Below are 18,278 nucleotides of genomic sequence, written 5' to 3' on the forward strand. Positions count from 1 at the left end.
AAGACCGCCGAAACACGCAGCACCTCCTCCTCCGCCGTCGCCGACACCCACTCCCGGACCGCCGCCTACGGCGTGTTTGCCCAGCGCCTCGCTGTCGGTGCTGGTGCAGGGTGGAAACGTTCTATCTTACGTTCCTAAAGGTGCCTGGGATGGGAGCACCAGCGGCGTTTCGTTGATCCAGGTAGAGGGCTCGGGCGTTGCCTCGGCTGTGATCCCCACCGGCTCCGTCGTCAATTCATGCTCGTCGAACTCGACAACCGGGGAGACCGTGCGTACGGCGAACGGTAGCGCAGTCTACCTGATCAACGGGACGTCCGTGACGAGTACGCTGCACAGCTCCGGAACGGGGAAAATTAGTTTTTCGGGGGGCGAGTGCACGAACTGCGGCGTGATCATCAATTCCACGACCAACCAGGCGCTGTTAACACTCAGCACTGCCAAGGGTGCCGGATTCCAGTTCCTGGATCTCGCAAACAATACCTTTGAGGCCCCCTTTCCGTCACAAACGTCTCCGCAGCGGGTTTCGGAAGACGCAGCGATAGATCCCGTTCGCCATCTGCTGCTCTCGGCCACCGAAGGGAGCACTTATGAGGTGGGCGACATTACTGACACCACTACGCCCAAATTGTTCGAGAACAATACGTCGGGCGGCGTTTTTGAGGGAGAGTACGATTCGTCGGCCGAAGACTGTACCACTGGCGTGGCGCTGGCCACGGACGAATTTACGGGCAATCTCTATCTGGCCGACCTGAGCCAGGCCGTATTCACACCCGGCTCGCCCGGCACCTGGACGGCGCCGCAGCGCCTGCAGAACTTTCCCGAGTTCGAGAGTTTCTCGGCAGGTACTGACGCGGTTTCGGTGGCGGGCGATACGCATATCGCGGTCGTGAACGGCGAATTCGGCGGAAATCGCTTTGGCGCCGTCGTGCTGCCGTCGAGCTCCGCCAGCGGAGGCAAGGTTCCGGGCGTGTCCGACTACATAAGCCTGCACGATTCCCAACACTCCTGACAAATCAACCTTTGAAACGGGCGATGACCCCCACACCACCACGGCGTATGCCAGCCCGAATACGGGCGACGCTATTGCCCTGGTGGCCAATTCGAATCCTCCGACCTGGGTTGCGCAGATTGACATGAGCAAGCTGCTCAATCCGTCGATCGTGCCGCGGATAAAGAACGGCTTTACCAGCAAGCACACATGCAATCCGTCCGTCGACCTGGAGGCGGCGGGAATCGTGAAGTTTATCGCGGTTCCGTAGGATCAGGGAGATTCGGCGATAAGCAAAGCCGCGACGGCGGCCGCGTAACCGCGGTCGCCGTCGCGCTTTATAGGAGTGGTAAGCGGCCTGCGTCTCGTCAATTGATATGCGCTACTCGTGATACGCGCTACTCGCCCTTGAATTTGGGCGGGCGCTTTTCAAGAAATGAAGTGATTCCTTCGGTGCCGTCGGCGGTGCGCGCCATGTCAGCGATCCATTCGGTCTCGAGCTCCATCTGATCCTCGAGCGTCCGAATGGCGCTTTCGGCAAACAAGCGTTTGACGCCCCCGTAGGCGCGCGTGGGGCCCTCTGCGAGGCCCTTGGCCAGTCCCTCGGCGGTGGCCATCAGCTGGTCGTCGGGAACCACGCGGGTGACGATACCCATGTCGCAGGCCTCGCGCGCCGTGAGCACGCGGTTGGTCAGCGTCAGGTCCATCGCGCGCCGCAATCCCACGATTCGCGGCAGGAAATAGGTTGACGACCCGTCCGGGGTGAGCCCGGCTCGCGTGTAGGCCATCGTGAAGCGCGCCGACTCGGCCGCGACCACGAGGTCGCCCGCGCATGCGAGACTCATCCCCGCGCCGCCTGCCGCGCCATGGATCGCCATCACCACGGGCGCCCGCATCCGGTTGAAACGCGAGACCGCCTTGTGCAGATGAAAGGTCACCTTCTTCAGGAATGTCGGCAGCATCTCCTTGGGCTGCGCGCCGAAGCTCTTGAGGTCGCCGCCGGCGCAGAAGATTTTGCCCGCCGCGCTGATCAATACCGCGCGCACGCTCGGGTCCTCTTCGCAGCGCAGCGACACTTCCATCAGGTCGTGCGCGAGTTCGGCGTTGAGCGCGTTGGCCGCGTTGGGCCGGTTGAGCGTGATGTGTGCCACGTGGTCGCGGACGTCGAAGAGGATCGTCGAATATTCGGACATGGTTTTTCCTCCGCTCCGGTCGAGTTCTCCGGATCGAATCGTCTGGATCGAATTTCCCGTCACCAATTAGATCAACCGCGCAGCTTTCGCGCAACCGCGCGTCGCTCAGAGCGCGCCATACCAGTCGGCGATAGCAGAGCCGATCTCGTGCGGCGAGTCTTCCTGGATGAAATGGATGCCCCTGACGGTCACCTCGCGTTGATTGGGCCAGCGCCGGCAGAACTCGCGCTGCGGGCCGATCAGGATCGCGCCCGGGTCGGCGTTGATGAAAAGCTTTGGCACCGGACTTTGCGAGAGCCATGCGGCGTATTCATCGACCAGCGCGGCGACGTCGGCCGGCTCGCCGTCGAGCGGAATCTGCCGCGGCCATGTTAGCGTCGGGCGGCGCGATTCCCCGGGCTCAAGGAACGGGCGGCGGTAGGCCTCCATCTCGGCGGGTTCGAGCTTGCGGATTACGCTGCCGGGCAGGATCCGTTCGACGAAAGTGTTGCGCTTGAGGATCAGGTCTTCACCGGCAGGCGAGCGCAGCGCCTCGAACAGTGGACGCGCCTGCTGGTTGAATTCGCTCGACTTGAGCGGCCGCACGATCGCTTCCATGTAGGCGATTCCTTTGACCGCGCCGGCATTGCGCCGCGCCCAATGAAAACCCAGCGACGAGCCCCAGTCATGAACCACCAGCGCCACCTTCTGACCGGCGAGGCCGAGCGCGGCGAACCATGCGTCCAGATAGCGGACATGATCGGCCAGACGGTATGAACCATCGGGCGCTTTGCCCGAATCGCCCATCCCGGCAAGGTCCGGCGCGAGGCATCGCGCGTGCGGCGCGAGGTGCGGGATGATGTTGCGCCAGAGGTAGGACGAGGTCGGATTGCCGTGCAGAAAGACGATCGGGTCGCCTTGACCGACGTCGACGTAGGTCATCGCGACGCCGGCGGCGTCGAGACGTTTGCGCGGATGCGGATCGGCGGGCGAAATTGACGCGTTGCTCATCGTTGGGTCCCGATTTTTCGTTGGTGAAGGTTGCTCCCCTCGAGACATACGGCCGGGCCGCGCGCCATGCAAGGTGCGTGAGCTTATGGCCTTGCGCCGCGCGTGGCGCAGGGCCGTTGGCGTGATTCGGTTTGCTCCGCGGGCCTAACGGTTGCACAATTATCGCCTCACGATACCGGAGGACCGATCGAATATGGCCGAGCAGCGCAAGCGCAGCTTCTGGGGATGGGGTTACGAGGATCAGCAGCCTACCGCCGAGCAGTTGAAGAATCTCGCGGAGCGGATGGCGAAACGGTTCGGGCTCGCGCCGCTCAAGATCACGCCGCCGCCGCGCGCGGACGAGCTCAATCTGCGGCCGCCGCGGGTAAAGCCGCCCGACGCGCTCGCCGCCATCTGTTCCGCCAGCACCCACGATCGCGCCGGCCATAGCTACGGACGCAGCTATCGCGACGTGGTGCGCGCGTTTCGCCGCTTCTATCCCAATCCGTTCGACCTCGTCGCCTATCCGCGCGACGAAGCCGAGCTTGGCCGCGTGCTCGAATGGTGCGACCGGGAGCGGCTCGCGGCGGCGCCGTACGGGGGCGGCTCGAGCGTGGTGGGCGGGGTCGAACCGCCTGCGGGCGGCGACTGGCGCGGATCGGTGTCGATCGATCTGACGCGCCTTGACCGCGTGCTCGAAGTCGATCGCGCCTCGCGCGCGGCACGGATCCAGGGCGGCGTGCTCGGTCCCGCGCTCGAGGACCAGTTGCGTCCGCACAACTACACGCTGCGCCACTATCCGCAGTCCTTTGAATTTTCAACGCTCGGGGGATGGATCGCGACGCGTTCGGGCGGTCATTTTGCCACGCTCTACACCCACATAGACGACTTCGTTGAATCGGTCCGCGTACTCACGCCGACCGGCGTAGTTGAATCGCGCCGGCTGCCGGGCTCGGGCGCCGGACCCAGTCCGGACCGCATGTTCATCGGCTCGGAGGGCATCCTCGGCATCATCACCGAGGCCTGGATGCGCCTGCAGGACAGGCCGAAGTTTCGCGCCGGCGCCGCCGTCGCGTTTGCCGATTTCCTCGCCGCGGCCGATGCAGTGCGCGCGGTCGCGCAGGCCGGGCTCTATCCCGCCAACTGCCGGCTGCTCGACGCTGGCGAGGCCGCCAATGCGGGCGCCAATCAGGGCGAGGCCTCGGTGCTGGTGCTGGCCTTCGAGTCGGCCGACCATGAGCTGGGGCCGTGGATGAAGCGCGCGCTCGAAATCTGCGCCGATCTCGGCGGCAAGGTGCCCGAGGGCGCGGGCCGCACGCGCACCGACGCCGAGGCCACGCACGAAGGCGCGGCGGGGGCATGGCGCGAAGCCTTCATCAAGGCGCCGTACTTGCGCAATTCGCTGGCGGCGATGGGAATCATCACCGACACGTTCGAGACCGCCATTACATGGGATCGCTTCCCCGCGTATCACGCCCAATTGATGGAAACAGGAACTGACGCGATCCGGCGCATCTGCGGCCAGGGCACGATGACCTGCCGTTTCACCCACGCCTATCCGGACGGCCCCGCACCTTACTACACGATTCTCGCGCCGGGTAAGCCGGGCAGCGAGATGGAGCAATGGGACGAAATCAAGGCGGCGGTGTCGGAAGTGATCGTGAAGTTCGGCGGCACGATCACGCATCACCACGCGGTCGGCCGCGACCATCGTCCCTGGTACGACCGTCAGCGGCCCGAAGGTTTCGCGCGAGCTCTGAAAGCCGCCAAGCGCGCGCTCGATCCGCACGCGATCATGAATCCCGGCGTCCTGATCGATCCGGAGCGGTGACCCGCCGAAACGGTGACCGGCCGGAGAGTGCGGCGCTCAGTCGTTGTCGAGCCCCAGCGCCTTGCGCGCCGCCGGGCTCATCCGATGAGGGGTCCAGGGCGGATCCCACACCATCTCGACCTTGGCTTCTTCGCATCCCGGGATGCCGAGCAGCTTGTCCTGGATCTCGCTCGCGATCATCGCGCCCATCGAGCATCCCGGCGCCGTCAGCGTCATCTCGACCGTGATCACGCCGCCCTTGATTTCAACGTTGTAAACGAGTCCGAGGTCGACGATGTTGACCGGCATCTCGGGGTCGTAACACTCGCGTAGCACTTCGTAGACTTCTTCTTCGCTGTACATCGCGCGCTTCCCGCCCGACGCCCGGTGGTTTTGCGGCATCGGGCATCGATTGCTGTAGTATATAGAAACAGCGCGCGCGGCAGGAACGGCGCCCGGCCGGCGCGAACGCAGCCAACGGAGGTTAACGCATGCCCGACAAGGAGGAGCTTTACGACGCCGCGGTCGATCTTTACGCCGACGGCAGGTACGACGAGGCGATCGAGGTGTACGAAAATGCGCTCCGGGAGGATCCGCGCTACGGCGACGCGCTGCACGGGCTGGTGATGTGCTACCAGGCCAAGGGCGACCTCGATACCGCGATCGAGCTCACCAAAAAATATATCGCCCAGGACCCCGAAGACATTCTCGCGTTCACCAACTTGAGCATGCTCTATCAGAAGAAGGGGATGATTAAGGAGGCCGAGGAGGCCGGCGCCGAAGCCCGGCGGCTCGACTGGAAACGCCAGCTCAAGGAAGGCCCGGCGGGGAAAAAATAGGGGAGGGCAATGAAGCTCAAAGACAAGGCGGTGCTGATAACCGGCGCGGGGTCGGGGCTGGGGCGCGAGATGGCGCTGGTGTTCGCGCGCGAGGGCGCGAAGATCGGCGTCAACGACGTGCGGCCCGAGGCGGCGCAAAACGTGACGACCGAGGTTGAACGGGCGGGCGGCCGCGCGCTCGCCCTGGTCGCCGACGTCACCGACAGCGCCGCAGTCAGGAAGATCTTCGCCGACTTCGTCGCGGCCTTCGGCACCATCGACGTGCTGATCAACAACGCCGGTATCGGCCGCGTGCGCCCCGGCAGCGAAGCGACTCCCACCGCCGAAAAGAGCGACGAGGACTGGCACAAAATGATCGCCACCCACCTCGACGCGACTTTCTACTGCACGCGTGAAGCGCTCAAGGTCATGCTTCCCAGGAAGTCCGGCCGGATCATCAACCTCGGTTCGATCGTCGGCCTGACCGGCATCGAGATGGCCGCCGACTACGGCGCCGCCAAGGGCGGGATAATCTCGTTCACCAAGTGCGTCGCGCGCGAGGTTGTCCGCGCCGGCATCCTGGTCAACTGCATCGCGCCCGGCTTTATCGAGACGCCGATGACCGCGCCGCTTGGGCCAGAGTTGAGGCAAATTGCGATCGCGCGGACGCCGGCCGGGCGTTTCGGCGAGCCGCGCGACATCGCCGCCGCCGCGCTTTACCTCGCCGGCGACGATGCATCGTTCATGGTCGGACAGGTGATCAGTCCCAACGGCGGCTATGTGATCTGAGCCGCTCCCGCCCGCAGCCGTGAATTCGCGACCCGCAATCGAGCGCGTAGCCGGCGTGATGGTGCCGCTGTTTTCGCTGCGCGCGCGCGAGGACGCCGGAATCGGTGATATCGCGGCGCTCGGCGCAATGGTCGAGCTTGCGGCGGCGATGCGTCATCGCGCGATACTGCTGCTGCCGCTCGACGAGACCTCGCCCGGAGAAGCGAGCCCTTACACTGCGCTCAGCCTGTTCGCGATCGATCCGATTTACGTCGGCCTCGGCGGACTGGCGGGCGTCGGGCGGGAGAGGATGGACCATGTGCGCCGCGCGCTCGCCCGCGTGCCATTGAGCGATCGCCTGACGATTCGCGCGGCGCGGCGCGAAGTGCTCGAGGCCGCGTTCGTTCATTTCACGGTGCAGGGCAGCGAGCGGGAGACAGTCGCGGAGTTCGCGGCGCGCCATCGCGGATGGCTCGGCGACTACGCGCTCTTTCGCGCGCTCAAGGATCGGTTCGCCTTCGCTCCGTGGGAGGCATGGCCGCAAGAACTGCGAAGGCGCGACCCCGCCGCGCTCGCGCGCGCCAGGGCGGAGCTTGCGCAGGCGATCGACAGATACGTGTACTGGCAGTTCCTGGCACATCGCCAGTGGACCGAGGCGCGCGCGCGAGCGCGCGCGGCCGGCGTGATGCTCGGTGGCGACCTTGCTTTTTCGCCCGGGCGCGACAGTGCGGACGTGTGGGCCAACCAGGAGCTGTTCGATCTCGGACGCTCAGTAGGCGCGCCACCCGACGGCTTCAATCCGCAGGGTCAACGATGGGGCCTGCCGGCGCCGCGCTGGGAGCGGATTCGCGCGAGCGGGTTCGACCTGCTGCGAAAACGGATCCGGCATGCGCGCGAACTTTACGATTTCATCCGCGTCGATCATGTCGTCGGGCTCTATCGCACCTTTTCGTTCGGCCTCGCGCCCGGATCGCACGGCGCCTTCTGGCCGGCGGCCGAGCCCGAGCAGCGCGCGCAGGGCGGGGCGGTGATGAACGCGATTCTCGACGAGGCGGGCGCGATGATCGTCGTCGCCGAGGATCTCGGCGTGATACCGCCGTTCGTCCGCGCCTCGCTGAGCGCCCTGGGCGTGCCGGGATACAAGGTGATGCGCTGGGAGAAGACCGACGAGGGTACGCCGACGGAGGCCTTCGTCGCGCCGGCGAGCTATCCCGAGCTTTCGCTTGCCACCACCGGGACGCATGACACCGACACGCTGGCCGAATGGTGGGACACGGCGCCGCCGGAGGAGCGCACGCGGATGCTGCGGATGCTCGCGCTTGCGCCCGCGGGCGCGAGCGACGCCCCCGTCGCGATCAGCAGGGTGCTCGACGCGATACTGACTGCCCTATACGCATCGCCCTCGCGGATCGTGATCATTCCGATTCAGGATCTCTTCGGATGGCGCGAGCGGATCAATTTCCCCGGCACGGTGGGGGCGGCGAACTGGTCCTGGCGCCTTCCGGTCGCGATAGAGGACGTCCGCCGCGATCCGGCATTTGCCGCACGCATCGAAAAGCTCCGGAATATGGCCGTTCGGGCAGGAAGATAGCGGGAAGATAGGCCGCTCCAAACCACCTCAGACTGTGCTTGAGCGCCTGATTGCGTCCGCCGCGCGGGTCAGTAATCATCGTCCAGGTAACTCTGGCACGCCTGCGTCTTCGGAACGCGGCGGGTGAGGGATGGAAATTGCGAAGGGGAGGATGGGGCCGTCATATCCACCGAACAAGCAGAGTCGCAGCCTAGCTCGCTGCTTCGCAGAGTGCTGCTGGTGCCGCTGTGGGCGGCGGTAGCAATTGAGGTGGTGATCCTAATTGCCGCGTTGCCCGGACGCGCCAACAAGTGGGATTACAGCATCTACTACAGTTCGGCGCTCGCGATGCGCGAAGGGATGAATCCCTACACGACCGACCTGACGCCGCTCGCCCGTTCGCTCGGTTTCGAGCTGGACAAGATCAACCACGCGACCGATCCACCGACCTTCGTGATGTGCTTCGTGCCGCTGACGCTGCTCGCGCCGCGGCCGGGTTTTTATGTGTGGACCGCGATCAACGCGGCCTCGTTCCTGCTCGCGCTCATCCTGCTTTTTCGATGGACGCCAGGTCTAGGCCGCGATCCGGCGTTGGCGCTCGCCGCGGTGATACTGCTCTTTCCGCCCGTGATCGAGCATCTGGCCTGGGGCCAGAACAAGATGCTGGTTCTGCTGATGTTCGTGCTGATGCTGCGATGGCTGGAGCGCGGGAGGGACGCCGCGGCGGGGTTGATGCTGGCGGTCGCAGCTCTGTTGCGCGCGTTCCCGCTACTGCTGATCGCTTACCTGGCGCTGATGAAGCGATGGCGCGCCGTCGGATACACGATCCTTGGACTGGCCGTCGGCGGATTGCTGACGCTCGCGCTGGCGGGGGTCGGCAGCACGATGAGCTTCGTGCTGGCGCCGACTTATCTGACCGAACAGTGGCGGGAGGCGCTGCCGGGCAATATCGCACTTGGTCCGACGATAGCGCGGATGTTCTGGTACTTCTTCGGGCTCCATCTGGGAACCACGCTTGGATGGGCGCAGAAAATCACCACGCTAGGGGCTGAACTGGTTCTGCTCGGCCTCGCGATAAAAGCTACAGTATCGCGGCCCGCGGATGGCGATCCCGACGGCCGGCTTTTCGTGCTGTGGATGATGACTGCGATTCTGAGCTCACCCACCTCATGGTTCTACTACCTGGTGCTGCTCGCGATTCCGATGGTCAGGCTGAGCGCCGCGGCGGCCAACGACCGGACCAGCGCGCGCGCTCTCTGGGCGGGCGTTGCGTGCTACACGCTGGCGTGGCTCTACTTCAGCGGGGTCGATATGCACTCGCAAGAGCTCGCCCTGCATCCGAACACGCTGCTGTGGCGCGTCGGAGCCTCGCCGGTGGCGCTGACGGCGTACCTGTCGCTCTACTGGTTCACGACCGATTCGGATGCAGCCGATCGATTGATGGCCGAATCGCGAGCTTCGCAGGCGGCCGATTCAATCGGCGAGGCGCAGCCCGCTCGCACCGCAGTCTGACGCGGGCGCCTCGCGCGAGCGCCCGGGCCGCATCGCATTGCGGGCCGGCTGATGGCATGTTAACCGGGATCGATTCGCCGCCGCCGGTAAAAACGGCAGGGCCGCACGATCCGGCGCGCACCAAAGAGACGGATACTCAGGACTATGGGGGCAGCACGGCAAGATCCGGAGCTTCGGCATGAGGGCGCGCCGCCGCAGGCGAATGGCAAAGAAGCGTCATTGTTAGCGCGCTACCACGCGGAACGCATCAGGTTCTGGAACGGTTACGTCCGCAAACCGGCAAGCGCTGCTTACTATCGGCGGCTCGCCGATATCTATCGCTATCTCGTTCCTCCGCGAAGCCGTGTGCTGGAGCTTGGGTCCGGCACGGGCGACCTGCTGGCCGCGCTCGAGCCCTCGCTGGGCGTCGGCGTCGATTTTTCGCCCGAGATGCTCAAGCGCGCTGTGAGCAAGCATCCTCAGCTCCGCTTCGTACAGTGCGAGGTCGATCGGCTGAGCCTCAAGGGCAAGTTCGACTACGTCATCCTTTCCGACCTGGTCAACGATCTCTGGGACGTGCAGACGACGATCGAGCGGATCGCTCCGCTCTGCACGCCGGCGACGCGCGTCATCATCAACACCTACAGCCGGCTGTGGACGCTGCCGCTGGGGATCGCGGCGCGCCTGAAACTCGCCAACGAGCCGGTGCAACAGAACTGGCTGACGCTCGAGGACCTGGACAACATGCTCGCGCTCGGCGGCTTCGAGGTGATCCGTCAGTGGCAGGAAGTTCTTTTTCCTGCCGCGGTCCCGGTGCTCGGGCCGCTCTGCAACCGCTTCTTGGTGAAACTGTGGCCGCTGCGCCACCTGGCGCTCACCAATTTTATTGTTGCCCGTCCGGCGCCCGGGACCGTAACCGAGCCGCGCGGTCCCGAGCCTGTGGTCAGCGTGATCGTCCCGGCGCGCAATGAAGCCGGCAACATCGAGAACATCCTCCGTCGCGTGCCCGAGATGGGCGCGGGCACCGAGATCGTTTTCGTCGAAGGCCACTCGCGCGACGACACTTACGCCGCGATCGAGGCGGCGATCGCGCGCCATCCGGAACGCCGGATGCGGCTGATGCGGCAGGGCGGCAAGGGCAAGGGCGATGCGGTGCGCCTGGGGTTTGCCGAGGCCGCGGGCGAGGTGCTGATGATCCTCGACGCCGATCTGACCGTGCCGCCGGAGGATTTGCCGCGCTTTTATCGCGCGCTGCGCTCGGGACGCGGCGAATTTATCAACGGCGTGCGCTTCGTCTATCCGATGGAGAAGCAGGCGATGCGCTTTCTGAATTTCCTCGGCAACAAGTTCTTCAGCCTGGCGTTCTCGTGGCTGCTCGGTCAGAACGTCAAGGATACGCTTTGCGGGACCAAGGTGCTGAGCCGGACCGACTACGAGACGATCGCCGCGAATCGCGCCTATTTCGGCGACTTCGATCCGTTCGGCGATTTCGATCTGATCTTCGGCGCCGCCAAGCTGGATCTCAAGATCGTCGACCTGCCGGTGCGCTACCATGAACGAACCTATGGCCAGACGAATATCCAGCGCTGGACGCACGGGTTGCTGCTGCTCAGGATGTTTGCTTTCGCGCTGCGGCGGATGAAATTCGTGTGAGTCTATCCGGGCGGCCCCCGCTTCATGCCCGCGCCGCATTCCTGTAATAGATTTACAGCCGCGCCCGAACCCGGACCGTCCTGCAGTGACGGCCGCAGGCGGGCGCGAAAAGGCGGAGGGCGGGAGTAAATGGCAGATCGGTCAACGGGATATGCGCGTGAAGCGCGCATCCTGGTCACCGGCGGTGCGGGATTTCTCGGCAGTTTCGTGATCGAAGAGCTGAAGCGTACGGGGTTCAGCAATATAATCGCGCCGCGCTCCAGCGAGTTCGACCTTCGCCAGCCGCAGGCGATCAAAGCCCTGATCGGTCAGGCGCGGCCGCAAATGATCATTCATCTCGCGGCCGTCGTCGGCGGAATCGGCGCCAATCGAGAGAACGCCGGCCGCTTCTTCTACGAGAATCTCATCATGGGCGTCGAATTGATGGAGCAGGCGCGGCTTGGCGGCGTCGACAAATTCGTCGCTATCGGTACGGTGTGCGCCTATCCCAAGTTCACGCCGGTGCCCTTTCGCGAAGATGACCTCTGGATCGGTTATCCCGAAGAGACCAATGCGCCGTATGGGCTCGCGAAGAAAATGCTGCTGGTGCAGGCCCAGGCCTATCGCCAGCAATATGGCTTCAACGCTATCTACCTCCTGCCGGTCAACCTTTACGGGCCGCGCGACACGTTCGATCCCGCCCGCTCCCACGTGATCCCGGCTTTGATCAAGAAGTGCGTTGACGCGATTGAGTGCGGCGCGCCGCGAATCGAAGTGTGGGGCACCGGTTCTGCCAGCCGCGAATTCCTCTACGTCGAAGACTGCGCGCGCGCGATCGTGCTCGCCGCGAGCCACTACAACGGCGAGGAGCCGGTAAACCTTGGGGCGGGCCGCGAAATAACCATTCGCGACCTGGCCGGGCTCATCGCACGCCTTACCGGCTTCAAAGGCCAGATCGTGTGGGATCCGACCAAGCCCGACGGCCAGCCGCGGCGATGCCTGGACGTCTCGCGCGCCGAGCGCGAATTCAATTTCAGGGCCGCCACCGATTTCGAGGAGGGATTGCGGCGCACGGTCCAATGGTATGTCGAAACGCGCCGGGCGGACACCAAATTCGGCGTTGCCGCGCCCTCGGCATAAGGGGATTCCGGGCCGGCGAGGATGGCGCACGCGGCGTCGCTCGCGACTGTTCGCTCCTGGTTTCCCGGGCGAATAACCTGAGCTGACCGCGCGCAGCGGCGCGCCAGCGCCCGCGCGACGGTGGTGGTGGAGTTGGGGAAGGTTGATGAGCATCGCTGAGCCACATCCGCAGGAGGCGGATGCCCATCGCGAGCCCGCCTCGTCCGCGCAGAGTGTGCGGCGGCCCGCGCTGACGATCGAAGGAATCCTCGCCGCGATACGCCATCCGCTGATGGTGGCGTTTCTCTGTCTTGCCGCCTTGATTCAGGTTTACCGAACGGCCGCCGCGCTACCGGGCAGAATCCACGAAGAAGACTTTGCCGACTACTATGCCGCCGGCACGATCATGCGGCAGGGCGAGAATCCCTATCGCAGTTCTCTCGTCGCCGCCGGCGCTCAATTCGGACTGCATACCAAGACCAACCAGCAGGATCAGATCATCCCGGAAACGCCGATCTTTCTCCTGATTCTGAAGGAGCTAGCGGCGCTGCCGCTGACGCAGGCGTACTGGACTTGGATCGCGATCAACTTTGCGGCCCTGATAGCGGCCTTTTACGTTTTGCTCGGCCCCGCAAGCGGGCTCAGGCCGATGGACGCCTGCTTGATGATCGCGCTCGCCCTGATCTATCCACCGCTCATCGATCTCTTCGTGACCGCGCAGAGCCAGTTGCTCGTGATTCTGGGGCTCGCGTTGAGCATCCGATGGCTCGCGAGAGGGCGTGAAGGTCTCGCGGGCCTGATGCTCGCAGCGTTGACGCTCGTGCGCGGCTATCCGGCCCTGCTCGGTCTCTATTTGCTGCTCACGCGTAAATGGCGCGCGCTGGCCTTCATGGCGGCCGGTGGCATTCTGGGGATCGCCGTTTCCGCGGCGGCGATCGGATGGAACGTGATCCTGGATTTCCCGCACGGGATGCTTTCGACTGGCGTGGATCGCGAATTCCTGAGGCTTGGATGGAATACCGCGCCCGCTTCGTTCATCTGGCGCATATGCTTCTATCTCAACGGATGGAAGCTCGGACCCGCGGGCGATCGCTTCGCGCATATTTTGGGGTATGGTGCTTCGCTTGCGATCATGGCGTTCACCCTTAAAGCCACGCTCACGCGCGGGGCCGCGCCCGATCGCGATTGGCGCCTGTTCGCCTTGTGGACGGTTACGTCGATCGAGGTGCTTCCCGTCTCATGGCTGAATTACAACACGCTGCTGTTCGTTCCGTTCGCGTTGATCGCGTCGGCCGGAGTTTCAGATCGCGTCAGCGACCGCACGGTATGGGCAGCGATGCTGAGCTATTTCCTCAGCGTGTTCGCTTTCGGCGGGCTGCTCTTCCTCGATCCGCGCTTTCCGATAGCATTCGTGGTGCTGGTCGCGGAAAGCAAATCGGTTGCGGTGATGGTCGGTTACCTGTCAGCGTACTGGTTTGCCACCGACGAGACGTGAATCATTAGCCGCCACACCGACAGCGCCGATAGAATGCTCGGGGCAGGCGCGCTGCTCCTGACGCTCGCGCTCGCGTTCGCCGCCTCTGGATGCGCGACGGCGCCGCCGCAGGCCGCGATGAATCAGCTTGGCAACCGGGTCGAGGCCGGCCGCGACACCACGACGCCCGCGTTTGCCCATCCTCCGACCGGCCGCCTCGGAATCCACGCTCCGTATGCGATCGCGGCGAGCGCGGACGGCCTGTGGTTTACGCAGTACAGCGCTCCGGCGCTGCTCCAGATGCGGTACGGCGGCGCGTTTCGGCGCATGGACCTCGATCCAGACGGCTTTCCGGAGCGGCTGACCGTGGCGCGCGACGGCGCGGTCTGGTTCACCGATCCGCAGGGCAATCGCCTCGGACGCCTCTTTCCCAATGACAGCAAGGCAGACTACTTTCCGCTGCCCGTGTACAGGAGCGGGCCCGCGAGTATCGTGGCAACGCCCGACGGCTCGATCTGGTTTACCGAGCACGCCGCCGACCAGATCGCCATCTTCGTCACGCCGGGAGCCGACCGTCCCACGCTGGGCAGCCACGGCTTCAAGGAGTTTTCGCTGCCGCAAGGCGGTGGACCGGCAGGAATCGCTGCGGCCCCCGACGGCAGCCTCTGGTTCGCCGAGAACTCGGGCAACCGCATCGGTCGAATCGATCTGGCATCAAACTCCGACAAGGCTGCGATCACCGAGTTTCAGCTGCCGGTCCCGCATAGCCATCCGAACAGCGTCGCCGTGAGCAGCGACGGCAATGTCTATTTCACCGAACTTGCGGCGAGCCGGATCGGCATGGTCACTCCGCAGGGGCAGGTGACCGAGATGGTGTTGCCGGTAGAAGGACCCGCGCTCGATATCGTCGCGGGGGGCGATGGCAGTATCTGGATCACGGTCCCGAGGTCGCATGCGATTTGCCGCCTGCGTCCAGGCAGTTCGCCCGGGACTCCGATCGATGTTTTCACGCTTCCGCCGACGGCGATTCCGGCCTTTATCGCGGCAGGCAAGGACGGAAATCTCTACTTCACCGAGCCGACGGGAAAGATCGCCCGTTTCACGCCCGCTGGCGCGATCACCGAATTCCACCTGTCCAACTAGAACGGCTTCGCGCGATTCCCCGGCGCCCGCGCCGGCCCGTCCGACGATGCGGCGCGGGACTGTTCCGCCGGCGAAGATTTGCGCTATAAGCGATTCAGTTTTTCCGAAGACCAAATCGACCAAATCGAGGTATTGCGATGGGCAAACTTGACGGTAAGGTTGCCGCCGTCACCGGCGGCGGACGCGGGATCGGCCGCGGAGTGGCGCGGGCGCTGGCCGCCCAGGGCGCCGCGGTCGTGGTCAACGACCTCGGCGTGAGTCTTGGCGGACAGAAGGAAACCGTTTCGCCCGCGGACGAGGTGGTCAAGGAGATCGTGGCTGCAGGCGGCAGGGCGGTTGCCAATCACATGGATATCGCGAGCGTCGCGGGCGGCGAGGGCCTGGTCAACCAGGCGATCAAGGAATTCGGCAAACTTGACATCCTGGTCAACGTCGCGGGCATCCTGCGCGACCGAATGATCTTCAACATGAGCGAGCAGGAGTGGGACGACGTTATCCGCGTCCATCTGAAGGGCCACTACTGCACAATCCGTCCGGCCAGCGCTCATATGCGCGAGCGCAAAACCGGACGCATCATCAACTTCTCCTCGAATTCCGCGCTCGGCAGCCCCGGCCAGCCCAACTACGGCGCGGCTAAGGCGGGCATCCTCGGGCTTACCTACAGTTGCGCGGTCTCGATGCAGAAGTACGGCGTGACGGTCAACGCGATCATGCCCGGCGCGGCGACCCGCATGACCGACTCGATTCCGGCCGGCCGGATGCCGGGTGCGAGCGGGCTTGCGGCGAGCGAGAGCGCCGAGGGCACGCCGCGCGACCCGGCCAACGTCGCGCCGATAATCGTCTATCTGGCGAGCGACCAGGCGGCCGAAGTGACCGGGCAGTGCTTCGGCGCGTCGGGTTACCGGATCTCGCGCTATACGCACATGAAGATGGACCGCACGATCATCAGCGACGGCCCGTGGGACATCGACAAGCTCTTCGAGATTTTCAAATCGACGCTTGGACAAGGGCTCGAAGCGGTGAACATGTTCGCCTGAGGGCGAAGCGGCGTGCGGATGCCTGGACGGCGCGTCAACGCCGTGCAAGCCGCCACGCGTCCGTGCAGGTCTGTGCTAACCTCGCCCGGTATGCCGCCGCAGCCGCAATTCCTCGTCGGTACCGCGTCGTGGACCGATCCGACGCTGGTGAAGTCGGACATCTTCTATCCGCCGTCGCTCAAGACCGCCGAAGATCGCCTGCGCTTCTATGCCTCGCAATTCAACACGGTCGAAGTCGACTCCACCTACTATGCGCTGGTCTCGGAGCGTAACGCCGAGCTTTGGGCCGAGCGCACGCCGCCCGGCTTTGTCTTCAACATCAAGGCCTTCGCGATGCTGACGCAGCATCCGGTGGACACGGCGCGGTTGCCGATCGCGCTGAAGGAGATCCTGCCGGCGGACGAGGGCGGGGCGGCGCGCCTGCGCCATCCGCCGCGCGAGACGCTGGAGATGGCGTTCGGGATGTTCTGGAGCGCACTCGAACCGCTCCGCGCCGCGGGCAAGCTCGGCCATCTGCTGTTCCAGTTCCCCCCGTACTTCACCGCGCGCCCGTCCAACCTCGACTATATCGCCGGGCTCAAGGAGCGGATGCCCGGCGCGGCGATCGCGATCGAGTTCCGCCACAACAGCTGGTTCGAGGGCGCAGAGCGCGCCCCGACGCTCCGCTTTCTCGAGCGCCACGGCCTCACTTTCGTTTCGATCGACACGCCGCCTGGCACCGTGGAGTCTGTGTTCGCGGTCACCGGCCCGGAGGCGTACGTGCGCTTCCACGGCCGCAACCGCGAAAACTGGTACAAGCGCGGCGGCGGCGCCGCCGAGCGCTTCAAGTATCTCTATGCGGAGGCCGAGCTGGCGCCGTGGGCCGAGCGGTTGAAATCGCTTACCGGCGTGCGCCGCGCGAGCGTTATCTTCAATAACTGTTACAGCAACTTCGGCGTGATGAACGCCGCCACGATGGCGCAGATGCTCAAGCGCTGACGGACTGACGGCCGGTGCGAAAACAGGCGCGGCGGGGTCGCGCCGAAAAGATGGAATCGGGACGCAAACAATGAAGGCCACGCTCTACCAGTTCGCTACCAGTCCCTTCTGCTCCAAGGTGCGCAAGATTCTCGATTACAAGGGCGTCGATTATCAGATCGTCGAGGTCGATTATATCGAGCGCAAGGAATTGATCGCCGCTTCGGGCCAAATCATGGTTCCGGCGCTGAGGCTCGAGGACGTAGGCGGCGCGGGCGCGAACGAGTCGATAGTCGATTCCGACCGGATTGCGATGCGCCTGGAGGCGCTCGTTCCCGAGCCGACGATTCTGCCGGCGCGCAGCCGCGGCCTGCATCTGGCGCTCACCCGCTATATCGACAGCGGAGTCGAAGAGGCGCTATTTTGCACCGCGGTTCCCGACGAGGAACGATACTTTGCCCGCCAGGGCGCCGACCGGCTCGCGATGTTTCGCTTCATTCGCGATCGCAAGTACGGCGCCGGATTCTGCGACCGGATGGAGCGCGAGCACGAGGCCAACCTGGTCCGCGCGCGCGAGGTGCTGGAGCCGTTCGAGATGGCGCTCGAGCACGGCGCGTTTTTGTTCGGCGGGCCGGGGCTTGCCGATTTCGCCCTTTACGGCCAGTTGCACTTCCTCGCGCTTTCGGGCGTGCTCAAGATCCCGCACGAACTGCCACGCCTGCGCGAGTTCTACGGCCGCGTCGATCGAATTACCGCGTCGCTCGAGGAGCCGGGAGCCTAGGCGATTTCGATCACCGCTCCATGCAGGCAGCGGCTGAAGAGCGCGCCGGTCGAGTCCAGCGCCACGTCGTAGAGCGACGGGCCGCGGTTGGGCACGAACAGCTGATGGCCTTCGTCAAGAAGCGCGTATATCACACACAGGCCGAAGGCAAAGTAGGGGCGTTCGCGCAGTGGCCCGCTGACGAGCAGCCAGAACAGGATCGCGTAGTTGACGAAGTGCGCGGCCTTGCGCACCAGGTCATGCCCGAGCGAGATCGTTGCCGCGCTGGCGCCGGGCATCAAAAAGCGCAGGATCGGATCGATTATTCTCGAAGTGTTCTCAGCCGAGAAGTACGAAGTCGAGAAGCAGAAGATGATCAACGCCCAGAGCGCTACCGGCAGCCATTTGGTCATCGATCGTTCGGCTGATTGTGCGGTTGAACTCGCCGCGAGCGCGCCGCTCATGCGTCACTTCCTGTCCTTACGAAACGAAGCATTGCGACGAAGCATTGCGGCCTGATTGATTCGGCCGTGCGGCGGAAAAGCTGTC

The 18,278-nt window shown here is 64.7% G+C and carries 18 protein-coding genes; 14 read left to right on the forward strand and 4 right to left on the reverse strand.

Annotated features, from left to right (window positions below):
* Positions 1–172: 172 nt before the first annotated feature.
* Together VMI09_13650 and VMI09_13655 are read left to right on the forward strand one after the other, a co-directional pair.
* The gene (locus VMI09_13650) at positions 173–1,009 is read left to right on the forward strand and encodes a hypothetical protein (protein ID HTQ25733.1); all 837 of its coding nucleotides are present in this window, start codon (positions 173–175) and stop codon (positions 1,007–1,009) included.
* A gap of 124 nt (positions 1,010–1,133) precedes the next feature.
* Entirely contained in the window at positions 1,134–1,259 is a 126-nt protein-coding gene (locus VMI09_13655) for a hypothetical protein (GenBank protein ID HTQ25734.1), read from the forward strand.
* Positions 1,260–1,386: 127 nt separating this feature from the next.
* Here VMI09_13655 and VMI09_13660 read toward each other — a convergent pair whose 3' ends face one another.
* Positions 1,387–2,181: an enoyl-CoA hydratase-related protein gene (locus VMI09_13660; GenBank protein HTQ25735.1), complete on the reverse strand. Its 795-nt coding sequence runs from the start codon at positions 2,179–2,181 to the stop codon at positions 1,387–1,389.
* Between the two features lie 105 nt (positions 2,182–2,286).
* A complete protein-coding gene (locus tag VMI09_13665) occupies positions 2,287–3,171 on the reverse strand; it encodes a haloalkane dehalogenase (GenBank protein ID HTQ25736.1) in 885 nt (294 codons plus the stop codon).
* 193 nt (positions 3,172–3,364) lie between these two features.
* Here VMI09_13665 and VMI09_13670 point away from each other — a divergent pair, with 193 nt between their 5' ends.
* Positions 3,365–4,981 (forward strand): FAD-binding oxidoreductase, encoded by a 1,617-nt coding sequence (locus VMI09_13670; GenBank protein HTQ25737.1) that lies wholly within the window; start codon positions 3,365–3,367, stop codon positions 4,979–4,981.
* Between the two features lie 36 nt (positions 4,982–5,017).
* Here VMI09_13670 and VMI09_13675 read toward each other — a convergent pair whose 3' ends face one another.
* Complete coding sequence (locus tag VMI09_13675) at positions 5,018–5,323, reverse strand: iron-sulfur cluster assembly protein (protein HTQ25738.1); 306 nt, start codon at positions 5,321–5,323, stop codon at positions 5,018–5,020.
* A gap of 128 nt (positions 5,324–5,451) precedes the next feature.
* On the opposite strand from VMI09_13675, the gene VMI09_13680 reads away from it, so the two are divergent.
* The 11 genes from VMI09_13680 to VMI09_13730 all read left to right on the forward strand — a co-directional run bounded on the left by VMI09_13680 (position 5,452) and on the right by VMI09_13730 (position 17,750).
* Positions 5,452–5,799: a tetratricopeptide repeat protein gene (locus VMI09_13680; protein HTQ25739.1), complete on the forward strand. Its 348-nt coding sequence runs from the start codon at positions 5,452–5,454 to the stop codon at positions 5,797–5,799.
* 9 nt (positions 5,800–5,808) lie between these two features.
* Positions 5,809–6,567, forward strand: a complete 759-nt coding sequence (locus VMI09_13685; GenBank protein ID HTQ25740.1) for an SDR family NAD(P)-dependent oxidoreductase — start codon at positions 5,809–5,811, stop codon at positions 6,565–6,567.
* A 19-nt stretch (positions 6,568–6,586) separates the two neighbouring features.
* Positions 6,587–8,137 carry a 4-alpha-glucanotransferase gene (gene malQ / locus VMI09_13690; protein HTQ25741.1) on the forward strand — a complete coding sequence of 517 codons (1,551 nt, stop codon included), beginning with the start codon at positions 6,587–6,589 and terminating at the stop codon, positions 8,135–8,137.
* A 249-nt stretch (positions 8,138–8,386) separates the two neighbouring features.
* A complete protein-coding gene (locus VMI09_13695; GenBank protein HTQ25742.1) occupies positions 8,387–9,628 on the forward strand; it encodes a glycosyltransferase family 87 protein in 1,242 nt (413 codons plus the stop codon).
* A 219-nt stretch (positions 9,629–9,847) separates the two neighbouring features.
* A complete protein-coding gene (locus tag VMI09_13700) occupies positions 9,848–11,260 on the forward strand; it encodes a bifunctional class I SAM-dependent methyltransferase/glycosyltransferase family 2 protein (GenBank protein ID HTQ25743.1) in 1,413 nt (470 codons plus the stop codon).
* A 129-nt stretch (positions 11,261–11,389) separates the two neighbouring features.
* Positions 11,390–12,379 (forward strand): GDP-L-fucose synthase, encoded by a 990-nt coding sequence (locus tag VMI09_13705; protein ID HTQ25744.1) that lies wholly within the window; start codon positions 11,390–11,392, stop codon positions 12,377–12,379.
* 145 nt (positions 12,380–12,524) lie between these two features.
* Positions 12,525–13,853: a glycosyltransferase family 87 protein gene (locus VMI09_13710; protein ID HTQ25745.1), complete on the forward strand. Its 1,329-nt coding sequence runs from the start codon at positions 12,525–12,527 to the stop codon at positions 13,851–13,853.
* A gap of 33 nt (positions 13,854–13,886) precedes the next feature.
* Complete coding sequence (locus VMI09_13715; protein ID HTQ25746.1) at positions 13,887–14,975, forward strand: hypothetical protein; 1,089 nt, start codon at positions 13,887–13,889, stop codon at positions 14,973–14,975.
* Positions 14,976–15,112: 137 nt separating this feature from the next.
* Positions 15,113–16,012 carry an SDR family NAD(P)-dependent oxidoreductase gene (locus tag VMI09_13720; GenBank protein ID HTQ25747.1) on the forward strand — a complete coding sequence of 300 codons (900 nt, stop codon included), beginning with the start codon at positions 15,113–15,115 and terminating at the stop codon, positions 16,010–16,012.
* A gap of 18 nt (positions 16,013–16,030) precedes the next feature.
* Positions 16,031–16,990 (forward strand): DUF72 domain-containing protein, encoded by a 960-nt coding sequence (locus VMI09_13725; GenBank protein ID HTQ25748.1) that lies wholly within the window; start codon positions 16,031–16,033, stop codon positions 16,988–16,990.
* A gap of 70 nt (positions 16,991–17,060) precedes the next feature.
* On the forward strand, positions 17,061–17,750 hold the full coding sequence (locus tag VMI09_13730) for a glutathione S-transferase family protein (protein ID HTQ25749.1): 690 nt from the start codon (positions 17,061–17,063) through the stop codon (positions 17,748–17,750).
* On the opposite strand, the gene VMI09_13735 is transcribed toward VMI09_13730, so the two are convergent.
* Positions 17,747–18,193, reverse strand: a complete 447-nt coding sequence (locus tag VMI09_13735; GenBank protein HTQ25750.1) for a VanZ family protein — start codon at positions 18,191–18,193, stop codon at positions 17,747–17,749. The genes VMI09_13730 and VMI09_13735 overlap by 4 nt on opposite strands.
* Positions 18,194–18,278: the final 85 nt, after the last annotated feature.

This window comes from Candidatus Binataceae bacterium, assembly GCA_035500095.1.
Taxonomy (GTDB): Bacteria; Desulfobacterota; Binatia; order Binatales; family Binataceae; genus JAKAVN01.

What these genes read in the sequence shown, in the direction of transcription:
- VMI09_13655 (HTQ25734.1), top strand. Translation starts at nt 1,134, where the DNA reads ATGAGCAAGCTGCTCAATCCGTCGATCGTGCCGCGGATAAAGAACGGC.
- VMI09_13660 (HTQ25735.1), bottom strand. Translation starts at nt 2,181, where the DNA reads ATGTCCGAATATTCGACGATCCTCTTCGACGTCCGCGACCACGTGGCA.
- VMI09_13665 (HTQ25736.1), bottom strand. Translation starts at nt 3,171, where the DNA reads ATGAGCAACGCGTCAATTTCGCCCGCCGATCCGCATCCGCGCAAACGT.
- VMI09_13670 (HTQ25737.1), top strand. Translation starts at nt 3,365, where the DNA reads ATGGCCGAGCAGCGCAAGCGCAGCTTCTGGGGATGGGGTTACGAGGAT.
- VMI09_13675 (HTQ25738.1), bottom strand. Translation starts at nt 5,323, where the DNA reads ATGTACAGCGAAGAAGAAGTCTACGAAGTGCTACGCGAGTGTTACGAC.
- VMI09_13680 (HTQ25739.1), top strand. Translation starts at nt 5,452, where the DNA reads ATGCCCGACAAGGAGGAGCTTTACGACGCCGCGGTCGATCTTTACGCC.
- VMI09_13685 (HTQ25740.1), top strand. Translation starts at nt 5,809, where the DNA reads ATGAAGCTCAAAGACAAGGCGGTGCTGATAACCGGCGCGGGGTCGGGG.
- VMI09_13705 (HTQ25744.1), top strand. Translation starts at nt 11,390, where the DNA reads ATGGCAGATCGGTCAACGGGATATGCGCGTGAAGCGCGCATCCTGGTC.
- VMI09_13710 (HTQ25745.1), top strand. Translation starts at nt 12,525, where the DNA reads ATGAGCATCGCTGAGCCACATCCGCAGGAGGCGGATGCCCATCGCGAG.
- VMI09_13715 (HTQ25746.1), top strand. Translation starts at nt 13,887, where the DNA reads ATGCTCGGGGCAGGCGCGCTGCTCCTGACGCTCGCGCTCGCGTTCGCC.
- VMI09_13720 (HTQ25747.1), top strand. Translation starts at nt 15,113, where the DNA reads ATGGGCAAACTTGACGGTAAGGTTGCCGCCGTCACCGGCGGCGGACGC.
- VMI09_13725 (HTQ25748.1), top strand. Translation starts at nt 16,031, where the DNA reads ATGCCTGGACGGCGCGTCAACGCCGTGCAAGCCGCCACGCGTCCGTGC.
- VMI09_13730 (HTQ25749.1), top strand. Translation starts at nt 17,061, where the DNA reads ATGAAGGCCACGCTCTACCAGTTCGCTACCAGTCCCTTCTGCTCCAAG.
- VMI09_13735 (HTQ25750.1), bottom strand. Translation starts at nt 18,193, where the DNA reads ATGAGCGGCGCGCTCGCGGCGAGTTCAACCGCACAATCAGCCGAACGA.